The sequence below is a fragment of the Streptomyces echinatus genome, assembly GCF_014203595.1.
Lineage (GTDB): Bacteria > Actinomycetota > Actinomycetes > Streptomycetales > Streptomycetaceae > Streptomyces > Streptomyces echinatus.
Genome location: NZ_JACHJK010000021.1, coordinates 17,157 through 40,126, shown reverse-complemented (window position 1 = coordinate 40,126; position 22,970 = coordinate 17,157). Strand labels below are relative to the sequence as shown.

13 protein-coding genes are annotated in these 22,970 nt (G+C 71.6%); 9 read left to right on the top strand and 4 right to left on the bottom strand.

What is annotated here, in order from left to right; translation table 11 throughout:
• Position 1: 1 nt before the first annotated feature.
• The 3 genes from FHS34_RS43620 to FHS34_RS43615 all read left to right on the top strand — a co-directional run bounded on the left by FHS34_RS43620 (position 2) and on the right by FHS34_RS43615 (position 10,363).
• On the top strand, positions 2-9,412 hold the full coding sequence (locus tag FHS34_RS43620; protein WP_184974062.1) for a non-ribosomal peptide synthetase: 9,411 nt from the start codon (positions 2-4) through the stop codon (positions 9,410-9,412).
• A gap of 46 nt (positions 9,413-9,458) precedes the next feature.
• Positions 9,459-9,671 carry an MbtH family protein gene (locus FHS34_RS42985; protein ID WP_184974060.1) on the top strand — a complete coding sequence of 71 codons (213 nt, stop codon included), beginning with the start codon at positions 9,459-9,461 and terminating at the stop codon, positions 9,669-9,671.
• A 284-nt stretch (positions 9,672-9,955) separates the two neighbouring features.
• Entirely contained in the window at positions 9,956-10,363 is a 408-nt protein-coding gene (locus FHS34_RS43615; RefSeq protein WP_221509979.1) for a helix-turn-helix domain-containing protein, read from the top strand.
• A 163-nt stretch (positions 10,364-10,526) separates the two neighbouring features.
• On the opposite strand, the gene FHS34_RS37390 is transcribed toward FHS34_RS43615, so the two are convergent.
• Positions 10,527-11,222, bottom strand: a complete 696-nt coding sequence (locus tag FHS34_RS37390) for a tryptophan 2,3-dioxygenase family protein (RefSeq protein WP_184974058.1) — start codon at positions 11,220-11,222, stop codon at positions 10,527-10,529.
• A gap of 188 nt (positions 11,223-11,410) precedes the next feature.
• Between FHS34_RS37390 and FHS34_RS37385 the strand changes: the two genes are divergently transcribed.
• Complete coding sequence (locus FHS34_RS37385) at positions 11,411-12,598, top strand: cytochrome P450 (protein WP_184974056.1); 1,188 nt, start codon at positions 11,411-11,413, stop codon at positions 12,596-12,598.
• A 6-nt stretch (positions 12,599-12,604) separates the two neighbouring features.
• On the opposite strand, the gene FHS34_RS37380 is transcribed toward FHS34_RS37385, so the two are convergent.
• The 3 genes from FHS34_RS37380 to FHS34_RS37370 form a co-directional block, all read right to left on the bottom strand.
• Complete coding sequence (locus FHS34_RS37380) at positions 12,605-14,356, bottom strand: non-ribosomal peptide synthetase (RefSeq protein ID WP_225817810.1); 1,752 nt, start codon at positions 14,354-14,356, stop codon at positions 12,605-12,607.
• A gap of 98 nt (positions 14,357-14,454) precedes the next feature.
• Positions 14,455-15,645, bottom strand: a complete 1,191-nt coding sequence (locus FHS34_RS37375; protein WP_372478639.1) for an erythromycin esterase family protein — start codon at positions 15,643-15,645, stop codon at positions 14,455-14,457.
• An 86-nt stretch (positions 15,646-15,731) separates the two neighbouring features.
• Positions 15,732-16,511 (bottom strand): TioE family transcriptional regulator, encoded by a 780-nt coding sequence (locus FHS34_RS37370; RefSeq protein WP_225817805.1) that lies wholly within the window; start codon positions 16,509-16,511, stop codon positions 15,732-15,734.
• A 158-nt stretch (positions 16,512-16,669) separates the two neighbouring features.
• On the opposite strand from FHS34_RS37370, the gene FHS34_RS37365 reads away from it, so the two are divergent.
• The 5 genes from FHS34_RS37365 to FHS34_RS37345 all read left to right on the top strand — a co-directional run bounded on the left by FHS34_RS37365 (position 16,670) and on the right by FHS34_RS37345 (position 22,932).
• On the top strand, positions 16,670-19,048 hold the full coding sequence (locus FHS34_RS37365) for an ATP-binding cassette domain-containing protein (protein ID WP_184974159.1): 2,379 nt from the start codon (positions 16,670-16,672) through the stop codon (positions 19,046-19,048).
• Positions 19,049-19,339: 291 nt separating this feature from the next.
• Entirely contained in the window at positions 19,340-20,278 is a 939-nt protein-coding gene (locus FHS34_RS37360; RefSeq protein WP_184974052.1) for an NAD(P)/FAD-dependent oxidoreductase, read from the top strand.
• A gap of 64 nt (positions 20,279-20,342) precedes the next feature.
• Positions 20,343-21,326 (top strand): ATP-binding cassette domain-containing protein, encoded by a 984-nt coding sequence (locus FHS34_RS37355; protein ID WP_184974050.1) that lies wholly within the window; start codon positions 20,343-20,345, stop codon positions 21,324-21,326.
• Positions 21,323-22,141 (top strand): ABC transporter permease, encoded by an 819-nt coding sequence (locus tag FHS34_RS37350; protein WP_184974049.1) that lies wholly within the window; start codon positions 21,323-21,325, stop codon positions 22,139-22,141. The genes FHS34_RS37355 and FHS34_RS37350 overlap by 4 nt, the downstream gene beginning before the upstream one ends.
• A gap of 77 nt (positions 22,142-22,218) precedes the next feature.
• Positions 22,219-22,932 carry a class I SAM-dependent methyltransferase gene (locus FHS34_RS37345; protein WP_184974047.1) on the top strand — a complete coding sequence of 238 codons (714 nt, stop codon included), beginning with the start codon at positions 22,219-22,221 and terminating at the stop codon, positions 22,930-22,932.
• Positions 22,933-22,970: the final 38 nt, after the last annotated feature.

Below are 22,970 nucleotides of genomic sequence, written 5' to 3'. Positions count from 1 at the left end.
CATGACCCCCCTGTCCTACGCGCAGCGGCGAATGTGGTTCATCAACCGCTTCGAAGGCCCTTCCTCCACCTACAACATTCCGCTGCTCCTGCGCTGTCACGGCCCGCTCGACACGGTCGCGCTGCGGGCGGCCTTTCGCGACGTGATGATCCGCCACGAGGTCCTGCGCACCGTCTTCGCGGAGACCGACGGCCAGCCGTACCAGCGTGTGCTCGACCCCGCCGAGATCGAACTGCCCTGGCAGGACTGGGGCCGGGTGGCCCCCGAGCGGGTGCCCGGCGTGGTGGCGTCGGTGAGCGGCAGCTGGATCGACCTGTCGACGGACGTGCCGCTGCGCGGCTGCGTCCTGCAGAGCGGCGACGAGGAATTCCTGGTCGTCCTGGTGATCCACCACATCGCCGGCGACGGCGGCTCGCTGGCCCCGCTGGCACGTGACGTCTCGACGGCCTACCGGGCCCGGGTGACCGGCACGGCACCGGACTGGCCCGAACTGCCCGTCCAGTACTCGGACTACGCCCTCTGGCAGCAGGAAATGCTGGGCGACGAAAAAGATCCGGACAGTGTCGTCTCGGTGCAGAGCGCCTATTGGCGCGACGAACTGGCGGGTGTGTCCAAACCTCTTCCCCTGCCCCTGGACCGGCCCCGCCCCGAGGTGGCGAGTTTCCGGGGCGGATCGGTTCCGGTCGGGTTGTCCACCGAACTGCGTGCCGCGGTCGAAAAGTTGGCGCAAACCAATGGTGTCACGACGTCGATAGTGCTCCAGGCCGCGTTGGTGGTGTTGTTGCATCGGCTGGGAGGAGGCAAGGATGTGACCGTCGGCTCGCCGATCGCGGGCCGTACGGAGGAGGCACTGAATGAACTGGTGGGCTTCTTTGTCAATACCTGGACGCTGCGCGTGCAGGTGACCGCGGACCGGCCTTTCGAGTGGGTACTGGAACAGGTACGGAAGAAGGCGCTTGCCGCCTATGACCATCAGGATGTGCCGTTCGAGCGGCTCGTGGAGCTGTTGCGGCCGGAACGCTCGACCGCGCATCACCCCCTGTTCCAGGTCGTGCTGGCGTGGCAGAACAACACCCCGCCGCACCTGGACCTGCCGGGCCTCACCGTGACCATGGAACCGCTGCCCACCGGCAGCGCGAAGTTCGACCTCTTCTTCAACCTGGCGCCGGACGAGTCCACCGGCTCCGTCGTCGGTGAGATCGAGTACGCCACCGACCTCTTCGACCGCTCCACGGTGGAGGAGATCGCGGCACGGTTCACGGCCGTCGTCGAGGAGGTCGTGGGCGACCCGAAGACCACCGTCGGCGTGGCGGCCGAGGCCGGGCCCGGCCGGTCCGGCGCCGCTCTCGACGCCGCCGAACGCCGGAAGATCCTCGTCGAGTGGAACGACACCGCCCGCCCGGTCCACTGCCCCGGACCGGTGCACCTGCTCTTCGAGGAGCAGGCCGCACGGCGACCGGAGGCCACCGCCCTGCGCTGGGCCGGCGGCACCATGAGCTACGGCGAGCTGAACCGGTGGGCGAACCGCGTCGCCTGGGACCTCAAGGAACACGGCGTCGGCGCGGAGACCGTCGTCGGCGTCGGTGTCCCGCGCGGCCCGGCCATGATCGCCGCCGTGCTGGGCGTGCTCAAGGCGGGCGGCGCCTATCTGCCGCTCGAACCCACGCTGCCGGCCGACCGCGTGGCCGGCATGCTCGACGACGCCGCGTGCTCCCTCGTGCTGTCCGCACCGGACACCGAACGCTGGGCCCTGCCGGACGGCGTCCGCCTCGTCGAACTCACCGACGCCCAATCGACCGGCCCCGACCACGATCCGGAACCGGCCGCGGGCCCGGACAACACGGCGTACATCATCTTCACCTCCGGCAGCACCGGGAAGCCGAAGGGCGTCGCGGTCACCCACCGTCCGGTGCACAACCTGCTCGACTGGTGCTACCGCACCTTCGCGTTCGGCCCCGACGACGTCGTCCTGTGCGTCACCTCGCTCGGCTTCGACCTCTCCGTCTTCGACATCTTCGGCCTGCTCGGCTGCGGCGGCGGCGTCTACATCGCGGACGCCGTCCAGCAGCGTGATCCGCAGCTGCTCCTGGACATTCTGCTCACGGAACCGATCACCTTCTGGGACTCGGTGCCCACCACCCTCAACCAGGTCGCCTCCCTGCTCACCGAGGACGGCGGGTACGAGGGCGCCGACGACCTGCGCCTGGTGTACCTCTCCGGCGACTACACCCCGCTGTCGCTGCCCGACGAGGTCCGCCGGGTGTTCACCGGCGCGGAGATCGTCAGCCTGGGCGGCGCCACCGAGGCGACGGTGTGGTCCAACTACTTCCGGGTCCGGGAGATCGACCCGTCCTGGCGCAGCATCCCCTACGGCCGCCCCATCGACAACGCCCGCTACTACGTGCTCGACGAGAACATGGAGCCGTGCCCCGTCGGCGTCGAGGGCGACCTGTACATCGGCGGCGACTGTCTCTGCGTCGGCTACGTCAACCGGCCCGAGCTGACCGCGGAACGCTTCGTCCGCGACCCGTTCAGCACGCGCGAGGGCGACAGGCTGTACCGCACCGGCGACCGCGCCAGCTTCTTCCCGGACGGCAACATCTGCTTCCTCGGCCGCGCCGACAACCAGGTCAAGCTGCGCGGGTTCCGCGTCGAGCCCGGCGAGATCGAGCACACCCTGGTCCGCCACCCGGCCGTCCGCCAGGCCATCGTGACCGCCCGTGAGGACCGCCCCGGCGACCTGCGGCTGGTCGCCTACGTCGTCCCCGACACCGGCACCCTGCGGCCCGCCGGCGACGCCGACGAACAGGTGGGGGAGTGGCAGGAGGTCTACGACCAGGCCTACTCCCACGACAGCGGACACGGATTCGGCGAGGACTTCACCGGCTGGAACAGCTCTTTCACAGGTGAGCCGATCCCGCTCGAGGAGATGCGGGCCTGGCGCGACGCCGCCGTGGAACGCGTCCTGTGCCGGTCACCCCGACGCGTCCTCGAACTGGGCGTCGGCACCGGACTCCTTCTCGCGCACATCGCCGCCCGGGTGGAGGAGTACTGGGCCACCGACTTCTCCCAGGCCGTGATCGACCGGCTCGGCGACCAGGTGACCCGGGCCGGCCTGGCCGACCGGGTCCGGCTGCGCCGCCAGGCCGCCGACGACCTCGCGGGACTGCCCCGGGGCGGATTCGACACCGTGGTGCTCAACTCCGTCGCGCAGTACTTCCCCGACGAGCGCTACCTCGCCCGGGTCCTGGACGGCGCCTGGGAACTCCTCGCCCCGGGCGGCCGGATCGTCCTCGGCGACATCCGGCGGGCGGCCTCCCTGCGCACGCTCCAGACGGGCATCCAGCGGGCCAAGCACCCCGACGCGGCACCGGCCGTACTGCGCACCACCGTCGACCAGGCCGTCCTGCTGGAGAAGGAACTCGTGGTCGACCCCGAGTGGTTCCTCAGCTGGGCACACCGGGCCGGGGCGGCCGGCACCGACATCCGCGCCAAGAACGGCATCCACCACAACGAGCTGACCAGGCACCGCTACGAGGTGGTGCTGCACAAGCCGGGCACGGCACCGGCGGACGCCCCGCGACGGCTCGACGCCGTCCCCACCCTGCCCTGGGAGGGCGACCTCGACCGGCTCGCCGACCGGGTACGCGACCGGTCCGAACCGGCGGTGCGGATCACCGGAGTCCCGAACGCCCGCCTCACCGAGGAGGCCGCCGCGGCCCGCGCCCTCGGCCTCGACGACTCCGCCGCGCCCGAGCAGCCGCCGCTCGACCCCGCAGAGATCCGCGCCTGGGCCGCCCGGTACGGCTGGGAAGCCGTGCCGACCTGGTCCGCCGACGCGGTCGACCTGCTCGACGTCGTCGTGCTGCGCGACGGCCCGGCGGCCGGCACCACCCTCACCGGCACATACCTGCCGGCCACCGACGGACGCACCCCGGCGAACGACCCCGCGGCAGCCGCCGCCGTCACGGCGCTGCTGCCCGACCTGCGCGGTCATCTGCGGGAGACCCTGCCCGAGTACATGATCCCGGCCGCCATCGTGCCCATCGCCTCCGTGCCGCTGACCGACAACGGCAAACCCGACCGGCGCGCCCTGCCCGAGCCCGACTACACGGCCGGTGGCGGCCGGGCCCCCGCCACACCGGAGGAGGAGTCGCTGTGCGCGCTGTTCGCCGCGGTCCTCGGTCTCGACCGGGTCGGCGTGGACGACAACTTCTTCACCGTCGGCGGCCACTCACTGCTGGCCACCCGGCTGGTCAGCCGCATCCGTGACGAGCACGGCGTGGAGATCCCCATCCGGCTCGTCTTCCAGTCGCCCACCGTCGCCGAACTGGCGGCCCACCTGACCACCCTGAGCGACGTCCGCCCGCCGCTGCTGCCCCGCCCCCGGCCCGAACGGCTGCCGCTCTCCTACGCCCAGCAGCGGCTGTGGTTCATCCACCGCTTCGAGGGACCCTCGGCGACCTACAACGTCAACCTGGTCCTGCGGATGCGCGGCGAACTCGACGCGGCGGCCCTGCGCCGCGCCGTGCACGACGTCGTCGTACGGCACGAATCACTGCGCACCGTCTTCGGCGAGGCGGACGGACAGCCGTACCAGCGGATCGTCGAACCGGCCGTGGTCGAAGTGCCCTGGGAGGAGAGCGAGGTCACCGAGGCCGAGCTGCCCGGCGTCCTGCGGGAGGCGGCGCGCCGCCCGTTCGACCTGGCGGCCGAGATCCCCGTCCGCTCCTGGCTGCTGCGCACCGGCGAGCGCGAGGCGGTGTTCCTGATCGGCGCGCACCACATCGCCGCCGACGGCTGGTCCGCCCTCCCGCTCGCCGAGGACCTCACCACCGCGTACGAGGCCCGCCGCGCGGGCCGGGCACCCGAGTGGGAACCGCTCCCCGTCCAGTACGCCGACTACACGCTCTGGCAGCGCGAACTGCTGGGCGACAGCGACACACCGGGCAGCCTCTACCGACGGCAGCTGGACTACTGGACCACCCAGCTGGCCGACCTGCCCGAGACCGTCACGCCACCCGCCGACCGGCCACGGCCCGCCGTCGCGTCGTACGCGGGCGATCTGGTGCCCCTCACCCTCGACGCCCAGCTCACCGACGGCGTGCGCAGGCTGGCCCGGGAGACCGGCGCCACGGTGTCCATGGTGCTCCAGGCGGCCCTCGCCGCGCTGCTCACCAGGCTCGGCGCGGGCACCGACGTGCCGATCGGCTCGCCCATCGCCGGACGCACCGACGAGGTGCTGGGCCGGCTGGTCGGGTTCTTCGTCAACACGTGGGTGCTGCGCGCGGACACCTCCGGCGACCCCACCTTCGCCGAACTCGTCGGCCGGGTCCGCGAGTGCAGCCTCGCCGCCTACGACCACCAGGACATCCCCTTCGAGCACTTGGTCGAGAAGCTCAACCCGGCCCGCTCGCCCGCCCACCACCCGCTGTTCCAGGTGTGCCTGGCGCTCCAGAACAACGCGCGACCGGAGTTCCACCTGGCGGGCCTGACCGTGACCGAGGAGCCGTTCTCCCCGGGCACCTCGCGCTTCGACCTGTTCATCAGCGTCACCGAACGGGACGAGGACGGCGCACCGGCCCGCATCGAGGGCTTCGCGGAGTACGCCACCGAGCTGTTCGACGCCGCGACGGTCGGCACGCTCCTCGACCGCTGGCTGCACCTCCTGCGCCAGGTGGTCGCCGCGCCGCAGACGCCCATCGGCTCCGTCGGCGTCCTGGCCGAGCACGAGCGCACGGCGCTCAGCGGCTGGGGCGGCCGGGGCCGGGACGCCCGGTTCGAGGCCGGTACCCTCCACGAGCGGTTCGCCGCCACGGCCGCGGCGACCCCGGACGCGACCGCGCTGGTCTCCGCGGACGGCACGCTCGCCTGGACCTACGCCGAACTGGACCGCTGGGCCAACCGCCTCGCCCACTATTTCCGGGCGCGCGGTGCCCGCCCGGACAGCCGTGTCGCGCTGGTGCTGGAACGCTCGCCGCTGCTCGTCGCCGCCGTCCTCGGCGTCCTCAAGACCGGCGCCGCCTACGTGCCGGTCGACCCGACCTACCCGCCCGAGCGCATCGACTTCCTGCTCTCGGACCTCGACCCGGCCGTCACCGTGGACGAGTCGCTCGCCGGGGAGGACCTCGACGCGCTGCCCGACTCGCCGCCCGCGCCGCACGGCACGGGCGAGCACTCCGTCGCCTACGTGATGTACACCTCGGGCTCCACCGGCCGCCCCAAGGGCGTGGAGGTGACCCACCGGAACGTGACCGACCTCGCCGTCGACGGCTCCTTCGTCACCGGCGCCCACCGACGCGTCCTCCTCCACTCGCCGCACACCTTCGACGCGTCGACGTACGAGATGTGGGTGCCGCTGCTCGGCGGCGGCACGGCCGTGGTGGCCCGGGCCGGCCGGCCGGACACCGCGGAGCTCGCCCGGGTGATCACCGAGCGGGAGATCACGGGACTGTGGCTGACCGCCGGACTGTTCGCCGTGATGGCCGAACAGCACGCCGCGTGCTTCCGCGACGTGCGGGAGGTGTGGGCGGGCGGCGACGTCCTCTCGCCCACCGCCGTCCGCGCGGTCCTCGACGCCTGTCCCGGCATCACCGTGGTCAACGGCTACGGCCCGACCGAGACCACCACCTTCGCCTCCCGTCACCGGGTGGCCTCCGCGGCGGAATGCGCCGACCCGCTGCCCATCGGCACCCCCATGGACGGCAGCCGGCTCCTCGTCCTCGACGACCGGCTGCGGCCGGTGCCGCCCGGCGTGGTGGGCGAGCTTTACATCGGCGGCGACGGCGTGGCGCGCGGATACGCGGGCCGCCCGGATCTGACCGCCACCCGGTTCGTGCCCGACCCGTCGGGACGGCCCGGAGCCCGCGCCTACCGCACCGGTGACCTCGTGCGCTGGAACGCCGCCGGCCACCTCCAGTACATCGGCCGCAGCGACGACCAGTTCAAGCTGCGCGGCTTCCGCGTCGAACCGGGCGAGCTGGAGACGGTGCTGCGGGAAGAGGACGGCGTGGCCAACGCGGTGGTCGCCGTGCGCCAGGACCGGCAGGGCGAACGCCGCATGGTCGCCTACGTGGTGCCCGACGGCTCCGCGTCGACCGGCCGGGACGCCGCCGACCAGGTCGGCGAGTGGCGCGAGATCTACGACACCATGTACGGCGGGACGGAGGTCGGCACCGACGGGGTCGGCGAGGACTTCACCGGCTGGAACAGCTCCTACACGGGCCGGCCCATCCCGCTGCCGCAGATGCGGGACTGGCGGGAGGCCGTGCTGCGGCGGGTACGGTCCCTGCGCCCGCGCCGGGTGCTCGAGGTCGGCGTCGGCTCCGGCCTGCTCCTCGGCCCGCTCGCGCCGGAGGCCGAGGAGTACTGGGGCACCGACTTCTCGGCGCCCGTCGTGGAACGGCTGCGCGCCCAGACCGGCGCCGACCCGCGGCTGTCGGACAAGGTGACCCTGCGCTGTCAGCCCGCCGACGACGCCGAGGGCCTGCCCGCCGGGTACTTCGACACGGTGATCCTCAACTCGGTCGTGCAGTACTTCCCGGACGCCGGGTACCTCACCCGGGTGCTCGACCTCGCGATGGAGCGGCTCGCGCCCGGCGGACGCGTCGTGCTCGGCGACATCCGCAACCACCGCACCCTGCGCACGTTCGCCGCCGCGGTCCACCGCTGCCGGCAGCCCGACGACGGACCGGCCGCCGTGCAGGCCGCCGTCGAACGCGCCGTGCTCGGCGAGAAGGAACTCGTCGTCGACCCGGGCTTCTTCACCCGCTGGGCCGAGGCGAGGCCGGACGCCGTAGCCGCCGACATCCGCCTCAAGCAGGGCACCCACCACAACGAGCTGACACGCCACCGCTACGAGGTCGTGCTGCACAAGGCGCCGGCGAAGCCGCTGGACCTCGGCGACCTGCCCGAGGCGGCCTGGGGGGCCGAGGTCCGTGAGGTCGCCGACCTGGAGGCCGCGCTGGCCCGGCACGGCGGCCGGCTGCGGCTGACCCGCGTCCCCAACTCCCGCCTGGCCGGCGAGGCCGCTGAGTGGGGCGCCCCCGCCGAACTGGGCGGCACCCTGGACCCGGCCGAACTGGAGGAGTGGGGCGCCCGGCGCGGCCTCGCGGTGTACTGCACCTGGTCGGCACAGGCGGGTGACTGCTTCGACGCGGCCGTCGTGCCCGATGTCGACGCCGTCTGCCTCGACGGCCTGTACCGGCCCGTCGGCGCCCCCTCAGGCCGGCCGACGAACGTGCCCGCGGTCTCCCGCCGCGTCTCCCGGCTGCCCTCCGTGCTGCGCGAACGGCTCGCGGGCCGGCTCCCGGAGTTCATGATGCCCGCCGACATCGTCGTCCTGGACCGGCTGCCGCTCACCGAGAACGGCAAGGTGGACCGGGCCGCGCTCCCCGAGCCGGACGCCGGCGGCGGCGACCACCGCGCTCCGCGCACCCCGCGCGAGGAGGAACTCGCCGCGCTGTTCGCCGAGGTACTGGGCCTGGACCGGATCGGCATCGACGACGACTTCTTCGCCTTCGGCGGCCACTCCCTGCGGCTGACGCGCCTGGTCTGGCGGATCCACGAGAAGCTGGGCGTGGACGTTCCCATCCGCACGGTGTTCCAGTACCCGACCGTCGCCGCACTCGCGGCACAGCTGTCCGCCGACACCGAGGCCGACGACTTCGAGGACCCGTTCGCCGTCCTGCTGCCGATCCGCACCGAGGGCCACCGGCCCCCGCTGTGGTGGCTGCACCCGGGCGGCGGGCTGAGCTGGCCCTACCTGGGCTTCGCCCGCCATGTGGAGCCGTCCCGGCCGCTGTACGGCATCCAGGCACGCGGCTTCGACGGGACCACCCCGCCGGCCGGCTCCATCGAGGAGATGGTCGAGGACTATCTCGAGCAGGTGCTCGAGGTCCAGCCGACCGGCCCCTACCACCTGCTGGGCTGGTCCTTCGGCGGCACCCTCGCGCACGCCATGGCGGCCGAACTGCAGCGCCGCGGACACGAGGTGGCACTCCTGGCACTGCTGGACGCCGCCCCCTCCAGCCACTTCGCCGACCTGGAAGCGCTGGACGAGGCCACGGTCCGCCGCTACCTCGCCAACTACATGGGGCACCTGGCGGGGATGGAGGAGTACCCGTCGCTGGTCACCACCGCCTCCTCGATCTTCATCGGACAGATGGAGCAGATGCGGCGGTTCACCTCACCGCGGTACCGCGGTGACGTCGTCTTCTTCAACGCGCTCCTCGACCCGGAGACCCACGACAAGCGGGAACTGGACGAGGAACTGGACGTGCTCTGGAGGGAGCACGTCGACGGTCGTGTGCAGCGCATCGACATCGCCTGCGCTCACAACGAGATGTACTGGCCGCGGAACGCGGCTGAGATCAGCCGCGCCATCAACCGGATCCTGCGGGCGGCGCAGTGACCCTGTTCGACCCCCCAACCGGTGGAACGAGATCTGGAGGACACAGGTGAGCACCAATCCGTTCGACGACGAGAACGGCGAGTTCCATGTGCTGGTCAACGACGAGGACCAGCACTCCCTCTGGCCGGCCTTCGCCGAGGTTCCCGCCGGCTGGCGCAGCGTCTTCGGCCCCGCCGGACGAGCGGAGAGCGTCGCCTACGTGGAGGAGCACTGGACCGACATGCGGCCACGCAGTCTCCGAGAGGCGATGAACGGCTAGGTCCGCGCCGTGAAGCGCGGCTCCGGCCGCTGACCTGAGGAAACGCGGCGCCACTGAGGGCCGAGGCCGTGGCAACCGATCCAGACCACCACGGCCTGCGGCCCTTTACACCTGTCCGGCCGACGGAAGACCCCGTCGGCCGGCGATGACAGTGACCATTTATTTGCGTCCACGGGGAGGCGTGTGCTGTGGGATGCACAACCAGCGATGTCATGTTCGTCCGATGGCCGGCACAAATAGACCTTCGGAACCGATGTAAGAGGGACGGCGTACCCCGTCTCCTCGTGGTGGAGGCAGGTGCCCGTCCGCCGGTGTGCAACGATCCCTTCGAGGACTGGGTCCGAGCGCCCATCTCACGGGATGATCTCGACGCCAGGGTAAGAGCTCTCCAGAACCGGCTCGACAGCCGGCAGATACCAACCCTCGACTCCGCCGGAACACTCAGCTTCGGTCCGCATTCGATCACCATCTCGAATGTCCAGACCGAATTGATGGAGCTGCTCATCGAGCACTTCGGCGAGGTGGTGTACCGGCATGAACTCGCACAGCGGCTCGCGGAACGCGTGCAGAGGCCGACCAGGAATTCGCTCGACCTCCACATCATGCGGCTCCGCCGCCGTCTGTCACCGACCGGCCTGGTCATACGCACGGCCTGGGGCCGCGGTTATGCGCTGGACACCGAGGCCGGCTAGGTGTGCCGTCTCGATACGCGGTGACACGTGTGACGGGTGCCTGAACAGGTGAGGGCCTTCTGGGGTCGGTGTGGACCGCGACATCCACGCCCGACCCCGGAAGGCCCTCATTTCCCACTGTGCCGCCCCGCCGACTCCGCCCCGCAGCGCCGGCGGCTCACGGCTACGGGTGGTGCACCTTCCCGCGCAGCCGGCGAAGTTCGGGGAAGGGCCGGGTGACTCGGCGGGCAAGGAAGTCGACACCGCTCGACCCGCCGGTCCCGCTCTGCTCCCCGACCATCTTCGACACCAGCGCCAGGTGCGCCACCTTCCAGTGCCAGTACCCGTTCCCCAGGTCCACCAGCGCTTCCGCGAGGCGGTGCAGCACGCCCAGCTCCACACCACGCCGGCACACGTCGTTCACGGACTGCCCGTGGTACTCGACCGCCGCCGCGAACGCCTCGTAGAGAGCACCCTGGTGGTGGCTGTTGCCCAGCAGCGTGGTCAGCCGCCGGAACTGCGTCGACTGCGCGCCGCTCGCCGTGTCCAGATAGGCCCGGAACTCGGCGAAGTACCGCAGCGGCAGTTTCTCCAGCACCAGCGTCTGCTGCTGCAGCACCCGTATCACCTCGCCGGCCCGCAGCAGGAACTCCAGCCCCAGCTCCAGATCGTGCGTGTCACAGGGCGGCAGGAGCGCCTCGGCAGCCGCGTCCAGGTCGGTCCCGAGCTGCTTCAGCCACAGCTCGCAGGACTGGTGGGTGATGATGAAGAACTGCTCGGCCAGGAGGACCGCGCGGCCGGCCGTATGTGGGGTCCGCGGCTCCTGGAGCGAAAGCAGAGTCTCCATCTGGAGATATCCCGCGTATGTCAGAGTGCCCAAGACGCCGCCTCCTCGTCATAGGTGGCCGGCCGGTCGCGGCCGGACAATCCGGCGCATCCGTCGACCCATGTGCCTGAGCGTGACACGGAAAGGAACCAGCTGATCTGCAATCTTTCGTCTCTCATTCAAGAGGAAAGACCCGCGCAAGAAATTCCCGGCGCCGGCGCCGCCGATGTCACGATTCGGGCATGACCACCCTGACCGAGCTGGACCTGACCGACGCGACCGCCTTCGTACGGCACGACGCATACGAGTTCTGGCGTCAGGTGCGGAAGTCCCGGCCCGTGTACTGGCACGAGGGGGACCCCGGGTTCTGGGTCGTCGCCCGCCACGCGGACGTGCTGGCCTGCTACGCCGACGTACGCTCCCTGAGTTCCGCGCGCGGGACCGTGCTGGACGTCCTGCTGAGCGGCGGTGACTCGGCCGGCGGCAAGATGCTCGCGGTCACCGACCGGCCCCGCCACCGCGAGCTGCGCAACCTGATGCTGCGCGCCTTCTCCCCGCGCGTACTCGGCGCGGTCGAACAGAAGATATGGGAACGCACGTCACGGCTCATCAAGTCCGTCACCAGGCAGGGTGAGTTCGACTTCGCGGCGGAGGTCGCCGAGCACATTCCGATGAACACGATCTGCGATTTGCTCTCCATTCCGGAGGCGGACCGCGAGAAGCTGCTGCGCTGGAACAAGCTGGCCCTCTCCTCGGAGGACGCCGAGTCCGACCGGCTGGACTCCCTGGAGGCCCGGAACGAGCTCATCGGCTACTTCATGGACCTCGCCCGGCACCGCCGCGCCGACCCCGGCGACGACGTCATCAGCATGATCGCCACGGCGGAGGTGGGAGACGGCCCGCTGACGCTGGAGGAGGTCGCGCTCAACTGCTACAGCCTCGTGCTCGGCGGCGACGAGTCCTCCCGCGTGTCCGCGATCTGCGCGGTGAAGACCTTCGCCGAGCATCCCGCCCAGTGGCGGGCGCTGCGCGAAGGGGCGTCCGAGATCGACACGGCGGTCGAGGAGGTCCTGCGCTGGGCCACGCCGGCCAGGCACTTCGCCCGCACCGCGATCCGGGACATGGAGATCGGCGGCCGGCGGGTGCGCGCGGGCGACATCGTGACGCTGTGGAACACCTCCGCCAACAACGACGAGGAGGTGTTCGACCGGCCGCGCCGGTTCGACCCGGCCCGCTCGCCCAACAAGCACCTCTCCTTCGGCCACGGCCCGCACTTCTGCGTCGGCGCGTTCCTCGGCCGGGCGGAGCTGCGCGCACTGCTGAGCGCACTCACCGAGTCGGTCGACGGGATCGAGGTGTGCGGCGAGCCCACACCGATCTACTCCAACTTCCTGAACGGTTACAGCAGCCTGCCGGTCGACTTCCGCTGACGGCCGTCAGCCGGACAGCCGGCTCTCGACGGCCGCAGCCAGTTCGCCGATCGTCGCCGCCTCCAGCACGGTCCGGATCGACAGCGCGACCTCGAACCGCTCCCGTATCCGGGCGGCCAGCCTGGTCGCCTGCACGGAGTGCCCGCCGAGCTGGAAGAAGTTGTCGGTGAGGCTCGCCTCCGGGATCCCGAGGACGTCCCGCACGATCGCGCAGACCACGGCCGCGCAGCCGACCGCCTCGACGGCGTCCGGCGCCCGTTCGCCGTCCCGGAGTCCCTCTGCCGCCGCGTCCGGCCGCGGCAGGGCCTCCCGGTCGATCTTGCCGTTGGCGAGTGTCGGGAACCGCTCCAGCACCGTGACCCGTGCGGGCACCATGTGCGCGGGCAGCGCCTCGGCGACATGGGCGCGCAGGTCACCCGGCTCCACCGGCGCCGTGGTGGTGACGTAGCCGACCACATGCGCGTCGGCCAGCTCACCCCGCACCACGGCGACGGCGACGTCCACCGCGGGATGGGCGGCGAGCCGGGTCTCGATCTCCCCGAGTTCGACGCGGAAACCGCGCAGCTTCACCTGGCCGTCCGCGCGGCCCGCGAAGAACAGCTCGCCGTCCCGCCCCCTGCGGCCCAGGTCGCCCGTGCGGTACATCCGGCTGCCGGGCGGACCGAACGGGTCGGCCACGAACTTCGCCGCGGTCGCTTGGAACCGGTTGAGATAGCCGCGCGCCAGCCCGCTGCCCGCGATGTACAGCTCGCCCTCCGTGCCGGGCGGCACCGGGCTCAGGCACTCGTCGAGCACGTACACCTCGTTGCCGATCCACGGCATGCCGATCCCGATGTCACCGGCGTCACGCACCGGGCCGCCGATCGTCGCCCCGACGGTCACCTCGGTCGGACCGTAGCCGTTGAACATCCGCCGCTTCGGTGACCACTTGCGCACCAGTGTCGGCGTACAGCTGTCCCCTGTGGACATGACGGTCCCGCCGAGCAGTACGTCCTCGGCGTCGGTCTCACTGAGCGCCACCGGCGGCAGTACCGCGTGGGTGATGCCGTACTTGAGCAAGGTGTTCCACAGCGGATGGCCCGGCAGCAGGTCGTCGGCGGGCACCATCACGAGGGCCGCCCCGGACAGCAGCGCCAGGGACACGTCCCAGAAGGCGGCGTCGAAACTGATGGACGCCCACTGGAGCACGCGGTCGCCCGGGCCCGCCCGCAGGAAGGCCGCCTGTGTGTCGGCCATGTCGCGCACTCCGCTGTGCGGCACGGCGACACCCTTGGGCGTTCCGGTCGACCCCGAGGTGTAGATGACGTACATCAGGTGCTCGGGGCGCAGCGCGGCACGGCGCTCGTGCTGGGCGACGTCGTGCCCCGGCAGAGCCGCGCATTGCGCGCGGAACGCCGGGTCGTCGAGGACGAGTTCCTCCGGGCCCACCCCGAGGGGCGCCACCGAGGAGGACCGCAGCAGCAGCACCGGCCGCGCGTCGGACAGCATGAACGACAGGCGTTCCGCCGGATATCCCGGGTCGAGCGGCAGGTAGGCGCCGCCGGCCTTGAGCACCGCCAGGATCGCCACGATCAGCTCGTTCGACTTCGGCATCGCGACCGCGACGAGAGAGTCGGGTCCGACACCGTGCGCGATGAGCCTGCGGGCGAGCCGGTTGACCCGGGTGTTCAGCTCCGCGTAGCCGAGGGTGCTGTCGCCGTCGATGAGGGCGGGCTCTCCGCCCCGGCGGGCGACGATTGACTCGAACAGTGCCGGCACCGTGTTCAAGCGCAGTCAGCTCCTTCGGGAGGCTCCCTGATCGACGGCGAATCTAATCTCCGGCGACCGGGGAGCCCGGCGAATCCTTCCCGTCTCTGTCAGTGGCCGCTCCCGGCGCCGGCGGGTACGCGCCGACGGTCCCCCGACCGGGTGACGGCGGCGCCGTCGCCGACGTGCAGGGCCGCGTCGGCGGTGGCCAGGGTGGTCTGGTCGAGCGGGAAGTAGCCCTGCTGCGGGGTGGTGTCCGTCCGGGACCGGCCGGCGGCGACCGTGCCGGCGGGGACGAGAGCCCAGTCGGTGACGTGGTCCTGCAGGTGGCTCTCGTAGGTGCCCGGCTCGGGGTCGCCCAGCCCGAGGGCCTCGCTGCGGCCCAGGCTGCCGACGACGAAGAGGTACTGCTCGCCCAGCAGCGGTGCCACGACGGTGCCGGCCCCGGGCCAGCTGACGCTCAGGTCGCCCAGGCTCCAGCTGCTCGGGGTCCGCTGGAGGTGCACGTTGTGGGCGGAGACCAGCGTCGCGCCCCGGCGGCCCTCGATGCTGCGGATGTCGAGGAGGTTCTGCGCCATGAGCGCGTCCCGGGTGGCGAACAGCCGGGACAGCCGGGCGTTGTTCTCCAGGCGCTGGGCCGCCTGCCGGTGGTAGCGCAGCAGACCGAGGCCGGCGGTGAGATGTGTCCTGGCCCGGAGCCACTCCGCGCCCGAGGTCTGCGCGATCCGCTCGGCGGCGTTGGAGTGGAGCAGGGTGAGCATGTCGTCGGCGAGGGACCACAGCCGCTCGGCCTCGGGCGTGGCGCCGACCGACATGGCCGGATCCATCACCGCCTCCGTACGGCTCCACTGCTCGTCCGCGCCGAGCAGCCCGGCGAGGTCGAGGTCGAGCCCCAGATAGTCCCGGGCGTGTTCGAGGAAGCGCCGCGGGCTGGGGGCGCTGGTCGTCTCCGTCGGGGCGTCGAAGCCGTAGAAGCTCAGCTGCTCCTCCGGCGGCAGGCCCGCGTTGTGGTCCCGCATCCAGGCGACGAGGCGCCGGTTGGTCTCCAGGTTCCCGAAGTCGTGGGAGAAGCCGTCCCGCGCCACCTCGTCGAGATCCCCGTCGCCGCCCTTGACGAAGTCGTCGACGCGCAGCGCGGCCACGCGGTCGGTCTCCAGGGCGATCGAGCGGAAGCCGAGGCCGGCCAGCCGGGCGAACAGCTCGTTGCGCACCCACCCGAAGGCGGGTTCCCGGTGGGTGGGTTCGCCGAGCGCCAGTACAGCGCACGAGGCCACGGGAAGGTCGTGAAAGTCCTTGCTCATGTCTGTCAATCGAATCATTGAAAGACCCGTTGAGGCTTACGGCGATGCCGTCGGTGCGGCGGGCGGGCCCGCCGGGCCGCGAGGTCTCAAACCGTCGGGGAGTACCCCGGCGCGGGAGCCGGTTCCGCGCCGGCCGTCGGTCCGGCCGGGGCGACCCCCAGGAGGGCCACGTACCCGCCGAGCTGGGCCGCCGCGTCGAGCATGGACACACCGCGGGCCGTGAGCCGTCGCCGCCAGTCGTCGAGGGCGGCGGACAGCGCCTCGGTGCCGCCGGCCGTGCGGATCTGCCGGACCACCGTGCGGATGTGCTCCAGCGGGTAGCCCCCGCGCCTGAGGAGATGGGTCAGCTCGGCGTCGCGCACGTCCGTGGCGCCGTACGAGCGGTGGCCGGTGACCGGCTCCCGGGCGGGGGTGAGGATGCCCACCGCTTCCCAGTTCCGCAGGGTCGCCGCGGTCACCCCCAGACGGCGCGCGAGTTCGCCGATGCTGAGCGGTTCGCTGCCGGCGGACGTGTGGGCGGGGCCGGGGGCGGGCCCGGAGGTGAGGTGCTCCACCGCCCGCCCCACCGCGTCCAGCGTGCTTCGGTCGCGCAACAGCTGGGCGTGGCCGCGGTCGACGGCCGTCAGCGCGGCGTCGAGGTCGCCGGTGTTGAGCGTCCGCATGATCTCCCCGCCCGTGGCGTACCCGTAGGCCTGGACGAGCGCCAGATAGGCGCGCAGGGCCGCGGCGTGGGTCTCGGTGTAGGTGCGGTAGCCGGACGGGGTGCGCCGGGCGAGCGGGATGAACCCGTCCCGCTCGTAGTTGCGCACCGCCTGGGTGGAGATGCCGTGCTCACGGGCCAGGTCGAACGGACGCAGGTACTTCACGGTTTGAGACTTTATCCCAAGATCTCCGGGTGTTTTCCGCCAAACCCTCAACCGACTTTGCAGGTATACGCTTGAGTCCCATGAACCGGGACGTTCAGGAACTCGTCACCACGTCGCATGACGAAGACGTGCTGCGTCCGACCAACGGGAGGGACACCATGACGGCCGGCACGGAGACCGACACCCAGACTCCCGCGCTGTGCGCCGCCGACAGCCATGATCTGATCCGTGTGCACGGGGCACGTGAGAACAACCTCAAGAACGTGCATGTCGAGATACCCAAACGGCGGCTGACCGTGTTCACCGGGGTCTCCGGCTCGGGCAAGAGCTCCCTGGTGTTCGACACGATCGCCGCGGAGTCGCAACGGCTGATCAACGAGACGTACAGCGCCTTCATCCAGGGCTTCATGCCCACCCTGGCGCGGCCCGAGGTCGATGTGCTCGACGGGCTGACCACCGCGATCCTCGTCGACCAGCAGCCGATGGGCACCAGTCTCCGCTCCACGGTCGGCACCGCCACCGACGCGGGCACACTGCTGCGCATCCTCTTCAGCCGGCTCGCCCAGCCGCACATCGGGACGCAGAAGGCGTTCGCCTTCAACGTCGCCTCGGCCGACGCGTCGGGCGTCCTCGTGGTGAACGGCAAGAAGATCGAGAAGGGCTTCAGCGTCGTCGGCGGCATGTGCCTGCGGTGCGAAGGCATGGGCACCGTCTCGGACATCGATCCCGCCCAGCTCTTCGACGACTCCAAGTCGCTCGCGGACGGCGCGGTCACGGTCCCCGGCTGGAAGCCCGACGGCTGGGTGGTGCAGTCCTTCACCGAATCGGGCTTCCTCGACCCGCACAAGGCGATCCGCGACTACACCGAGCAGGAAAGGCACGACTTCCTGCACCGGGACCCGGTCAAGGTCAAGGTGAAGGGCGTCAACACCACCTACGAGGGCCTTCTCGCGCGCGTGCGCAAGTCGTTCCTGTCCAAGGACAAGGAGACGCTCCAGCCGCACATCCGCGCCTTCGTGGAACGGGCGGTGGCGTTCTCCGCCTGCCCCGAGTGCCACGGCACCCGGCTCAGCGAGACCGCCCGGTCCGCGAAGATCGACGGCCTCAGCATCGCCGACGCCTGCGCCATGCAGATCAGCGACCTCGCGGCCTGGGTCCGCGGTCTGACCGACCCGTCGGTCAGGACACTGCTCACCGTGCTCGGCCAGACCCTCGACTCGTTCGTCCGGATCGGCCTGGGCTACCTCTCGCTCGACCGGTCCTCCAGCACGCTCTCGGGCGGTGAGGCCCAGCGCGTCAAGATGGTCCGCCACCTGGGCTCCGCGCTCACCGACGTCACCTACGTCTTCGACGAGCCCACCGTCGGCCTGCACCCGCACGACATCCAGCGGATGAACGAGCTGCTGCTGCGACTGCGCGACAAGGGCAACACCGTGCTGGTCGTCGAGCACAAGCCGGAGACGATCGTGATCGCCGACCACGTCGTCGACCTGGGACCCTACGCCGGCACCAAGGGCGGCGAGGTGGTCTTCGAGGGCACCGTCGAGGCACTGCGGACCAGCGGCACCGTCACCGGACGGCACCTGGACGACCGGGCCTCGCTGAAGCCGTCCGTGCGCGAGCGCTCCGGTGTGCTGGAGGTGCGCGGCGCCAACGCCCACAACCTGCGCGACGTCGACGTGGACATCCCGCTCGGCGTGCTCACCGTGGTCACCGGCGTCGCGGGCTCCGGCAAGAGTTCCCTGATCCACGGCTCGGTAGCGGGCCGGGACGGCGTCGTCACGGTGGACCAGTCGCCCATCAAGGGCTCCCGGCGCAGCAACCCGGCCACCCACACCGGCATGCTCGAACCGATCCGCAAGACGTTCGCCAAGGTCAACGGCGTCAAGCCCGCCCTGTTCAGCCCCAACTCCGAGGGCGCCTGCCCCACCTGCAAGGGCGCCGGAGTCATCTACACCGACCTGGCGATCATGGCCGGCGTCGCCACCACCTGCGAGGAGTGCGAGGGCAAGCGGTTCCAGGCCTCGGTGCTCGAGTACCGGCTCGGCGGCCGGGACATCAGCGAGGTGTTCGCGATGCCGGTGGCCGAGGCCGCCGAGTTCTTCCGCAGCGGTGAGGCACGGACGCCGGCCGCGTGTGCCGTCCTCGACCGGCTCGCCGAGGTCGGACTGGGCTACCTCAGCCTCGGCCAGCCGCTCACCACCCTCTCCGGCGGCGAGCGGCAACGGCTGAAGCTGGCCGGTCACATGGCAGGAACGGGCAGCGTCTACATCCTCGACGAGCCGACCAGCGGCCTGCACCTGGCCGACGTCGAGCAACTGCTCGCCCTGCTCGACCGGTTGGTGGACGCCGGCAAGACGGTCGTCGTCGTGGAGCACCACCAGGCGGTCATGGCGCACGCCGACTGGATCATCGACCTCGGCCCCGGCGCCGGCCACGACGGCGGCCGGATCGTCTTCGAGGGCACGCCCGCCGAACTCGTCGCCGCCCGCTCCACCCTCACGGGCGAGCACCTCGCCCAGTACGTCGGCGCCTGACCCGACGCGGCCCGTCGCCTGCCCCCGCCCGGTGACAGGGGCGGGGGCGTCGACCGCGGCCGGCTCCCGCCGGGCCGGGAGCCGGCCTCACCCCTACCGCCGCAGGCGCACGACTGTCTGGCTCACCTCTTTCGCCCGCCCCTCTCCGGTACCGCGGCGGCGACCACAATGCGGGCCGACGGCCTCCTCCCGCCGGCAGCCCGTCCCGGCGTTCCCCATCGCGCACCGGCCGGACCGCTCCCCGCGGCGGACGGACCCCGCTCGCACCGCCCGACGGAAGGGATCAGACCGATGTCCTCGCACGCCGACCACACCACCGTGATCGTGGGAGCCGGCCCCGCCGGGCTCACCGCGGCGCTCAGCCTGGCCAGGTACCGGCACCCGGTGACCGTCGTGGACAGCCCGCGGGCACCGCGCAACAGCGCGTCGCCGGGGGTGCACGGCCACGTCGGAATGGACGGCGTCCCGCCCGCCGAGTTCCGGGCGCGCGCCTGGCGGGAACTCTCCCGCTACCCGACCGTGGAGCGGCTGGAGGCCGACGCCGAAAGTGTCTCCCTCGCCCCGGGCGGGGGCTTCCGGGTCACCCTCGGCGGCGGTGAGGCCGTCGAGGCCCGAAGCGTCCTGCTCGCGACCGGTGTCGTCGACGTCCATCCGGCCGACGTGGACGGCTTCGCGGCCTGCTGGGGCCGCAGCGTGATCCACTGCCCGTTCTGCCACGGTGAGGAGAACGCCGGCGGGCGCTGGGCGACGGTCGCCGACAACGCGGAACTCGCGGCGCTGTCGGCCGTGGCCTTCCGGGCCTGGAGCGAGGACACGATCGCGATCTGCCAGGAGTCCATGCCCGGCCTGGAGACCGCTCGCGCGACCGCGCGAAGCAGGGGAGGTGACGTCGTCGCGGGAACGGTCCGCCGCCTGCACCACCGCGAAGGCGCCCTGCAGGCGGTCGAGTTGGCCGACGGCAGGATCCTGGAGCGGCAGACCCTGGTGTGGACGCCGCGACAGCAACAGCAACCCCTCGTGCAGCGCGCGGCCGAGGAACTGAAGCTGACGGTCGACGACGCCGGATTCGTCGGCGTCGACGCCTCTCAGTGCACCAGCGTGCCGGGCCTGTACGCGGCCGGGGACCTGACCAGCCGCTGGAAGCAGTCCGTCACCGTGTCGACCGCGGCGGGCGCGGCGGCCGCCGACGCCATCCACATGTCGGCGTTGCTCGGTGCCGTGCACCACTGAACCGGTCGCCGCCCCGCCACCACCCACGCCAGGGCGCGTCGGATCAGGAAAGGAATCACGGCAGATGCCAGCAGCGATCAGAACGGCCGGACTGTGCAAGCGTTTCGGCTCGCTCACCGCACTCGACCACCTCGAACTCACGGTGCCCGAGGGCACGGTGCACGGCCTGCTCGGCCCCAACGGCGCCGGCAAGACCACCACCGTCCGGATCCTGGCCACCCTCATCACACCGGACGAGGGAACGGCCGAGGTGTTCGGCGTGGACGTGCGCGACGACCCCCGGCGGGTCCGGTCGGTCATCGGGCTCACCGGCCAGTACGCCGCCGTCGACGAACTGCTCACCGGGCGCGAGAACCTGCACATGATCGGCAGGCTGTTCCGGCTGTCGAAGTCCGACTGCCGGGCACGCGCGAGCGAGTTGCTGGAACGCTTCGGCCTGGGTGACGCCGCCGACCGGCAGCCCAAGACGTACTCGGGCGGGATGCGGCGCAGGCTCGACGTCGCGGCCAGCCTCATGGCGCGGCCCAGGCTCATCTTCCTCGACGAGCCGACGACCGGCCTCGACCCGCGCAGCCGTATGGAGGTGTGGCGGCTCCTGCGCGAACTGGTCGCGGACGGTACGACCGTACTGCTCACCACCCAGTACCTGGAGGAGGCGGACCAGCTCGCCGACTCCCTGTCCGTGATCGACCAGGGCAGAGTCATCGTCAGCGGTACCCCGGACGAGCTGAAGGCCCAGGTGGGCCAGGACCGGGTCGGCATCACGCTCCTCGACCCGGGAGTCATGGAGCGCACGGTCCGGATCCTGCGGGAGCGGCTGGGCACCGACCCGGTCGCCGACCCGGACAAGATGCAGGTCCACGCGCCACTGCCGGACGGCGGCACCCTGCCCGACCTGCTCCACCTGCTCAGGGAGTCGGGGATCGCGGTCGGCGACGTGGCGCTCCGCCGGCCCACCCTCGACGACGTCTTTCTCTCCGTGACCGGCCGATCCGCCGATCACGGCACCGACCGGCGCACCAGTGGGAAGGAAACCGAGCGGCCATGACCTCCACCACTCTGACGTGGGAGAGCGGCACGTCCTGCACACAGTCGCGGAACGCCCTCGCATGGTGGTGCTCCGACGTGTGGCAGATGACCCTGCGCAACGTACGGCACGTGCTGCGCAGCCCCGAGCTGGTGATGTTCTCGCTGGTCCAACCGGTGATGTTCATCCTGCTGTTCACGTACGTCTTCGGCGGCGCCATCGATGTCGGCGGCGAACGCTACGCCCAGTTCCTGCTGCCCGGGATCCTCGTCCAGATGGCGCTCTACGGCTCCGCCGCCGGCACCACCATCGGGGTCGCCGCCGAGATGCACGAGGGCCTCATGGACCGCTTCCGCTCGATGCCGATGAGCCGTACCGCCGTGCTCCTCGGACGCACGCTGTCGGAGATCTTCCGCAACGTCGGCGTGGCCGGCGTGACCGTGGGAGTCGGCCTGCTCGTCGGCTTCCGGTTCCGGGGCGGACTCCTGCCCGCGCTGGCCGGCCTGCTGCTGTTGCTGCTCTTCGGCTACGCGGTGTCCTGGTTCGCCGCCTACCTCGGGCTGTCGGTGCGCAACCCGGAAGCCGCCCAGGCGGTCGGCGGTGTGTGGATCTTCCCGTTCACACTGATCTCCTCGGCGTTCGTACCGACCGGCTCGATGCCGGGCTGGCTGCAGGCGTACGCCGCCCACAGCCCCATGACGGCGGCCGTGAACGCGCTGCGGGCACTGTTCACCGGGGGGCCGGCGACGAGCTACGTCCTGCAGACCGTGGCCTGGTCGGTCGGCCTGATCGCGGTGTTCGCCCCGCTCGCGGTCCGCAAGTACGGCTCGCGCTGACCGGCGGCCGTTGCGCCCGTGACAGAAATTCGCAAGAGACCGAGGACGCACCAGGAGGCGACGCAATCATGGCAGCCATGACTGAACCTGTCGGCGCACCCGACGGACCTGCCGCGATGACCGAGGTGTTCGACGCCGTCTACCGCGGGGAGAGCCCGTTCGGCAAGCGCCCGCCGTGGGACATCGGGGCGCCTCAGCCCGCCTACGTCGCCCTGGAGGAAGCGGGGCTCATCGGCGGCGCGGTGCTCGACGCGGGCTGCGGCACGGGCGAGGACGCCCTCCACGTGGCCGGCAAGGGATACGCGGTCACGGGGCTGGACCTGTCCCCGACGGCGATCTCCCTCGCCCGGGACAAGGCCGCGGCACGCGGACTCGACGCCGTCTTCGAAGTCGCCGACGCCCTCCGGCTCGAGGGCTACGAAGGGCGTTTCGACACCGTGATCGACTCCGGCCTCGCCCACACCTTCGAGGGCGACATGCTGCGCTCCTACGCGGCGGCCCTGCACCGGGCCTGCCGCCCGGGGGCGGTGGCGCACATCCTCTCGATCAGCGACCGGGGGTCCGCCGAGATGCAGACGCGCCTCGCCGAGGCCATCGAGGAGATACCCGCGCCGCTTCCGGACGACGACGAGCCGCCCGGCCTCAAGCGCTCCGCCGACCACTTGCGCGACGGCTTCGCCGACGGCTGGACGGTCGAGTCGATCGACGAGGCCCTCATGCGCGGCGTCATCCCGACCACGTCGGAACTCCTCGACGTGCACGCCTGGCTCGGACGCTTCCGCCGTAGCTGAGCGCGACCACCGAACACGGCTCCTGCGAAGGTGATCAA

What these genes read in the sequence shown, in the direction of transcription:
- FHS34_RS37350 (WP_184974049.1), top strand. Translation starts at nt 21,323, where the DNA reads ATGACCTCCACCACTCTGACGTGGGAGAGCGGCACGTCCTGCACACAG.
- FHS34_RS37365 (WP_184974159.1), top strand. Translation starts at nt 16,670, where the DNA reads ATGACGGCCGGCACGGAGACCGACACCCAGACTCCCGCGCTGTGCGCC.
- FHS34_RS37375 (WP_372478639.1), bottom strand. Translation starts at nt 15,645, where the DNA reads ATGAGCAAGGACTTTCACGACCTTCCCGTGGCCTCGTGCGCTGTACTG.
- FHS34_RS43620 (WP_184974062.1), top strand. Translation starts at nt 2, where the DNA reads ATGACCCCCCTGTCCTACGCGCAGCGGCGAATGTGGTTCATCAACCGC.
- FHS34_RS37355 (WP_184974050.1), top strand. Translation starts at nt 20,343, where the DNA reads ATGCCAGCAGCGATCAGAACGGCCGGACTGTGCAAGCGTTTCGGCTCG.
- FHS34_RS37360 (WP_184974052.1), top strand. Translation starts at nt 19,340, where the DNA reads ATGTCCTCGCACGCCGACCACACCACCGTGATCGTGGGAGCCGGCCCC.
- FHS34_RS37385 (WP_184974056.1), top strand. Translation starts at nt 11,411, where the DNA reads ATGACCACCCTGACCGAGCTGGACCTGACCGACGCGACCGCCTTCGTA.
- FHS34_RS37345 (WP_184974047.1), top strand. Translation starts at nt 22,219, where the DNA reads ATGACTGAACCTGTCGGCGCACCCGACGGACCTGCCGCGATGACCGAG.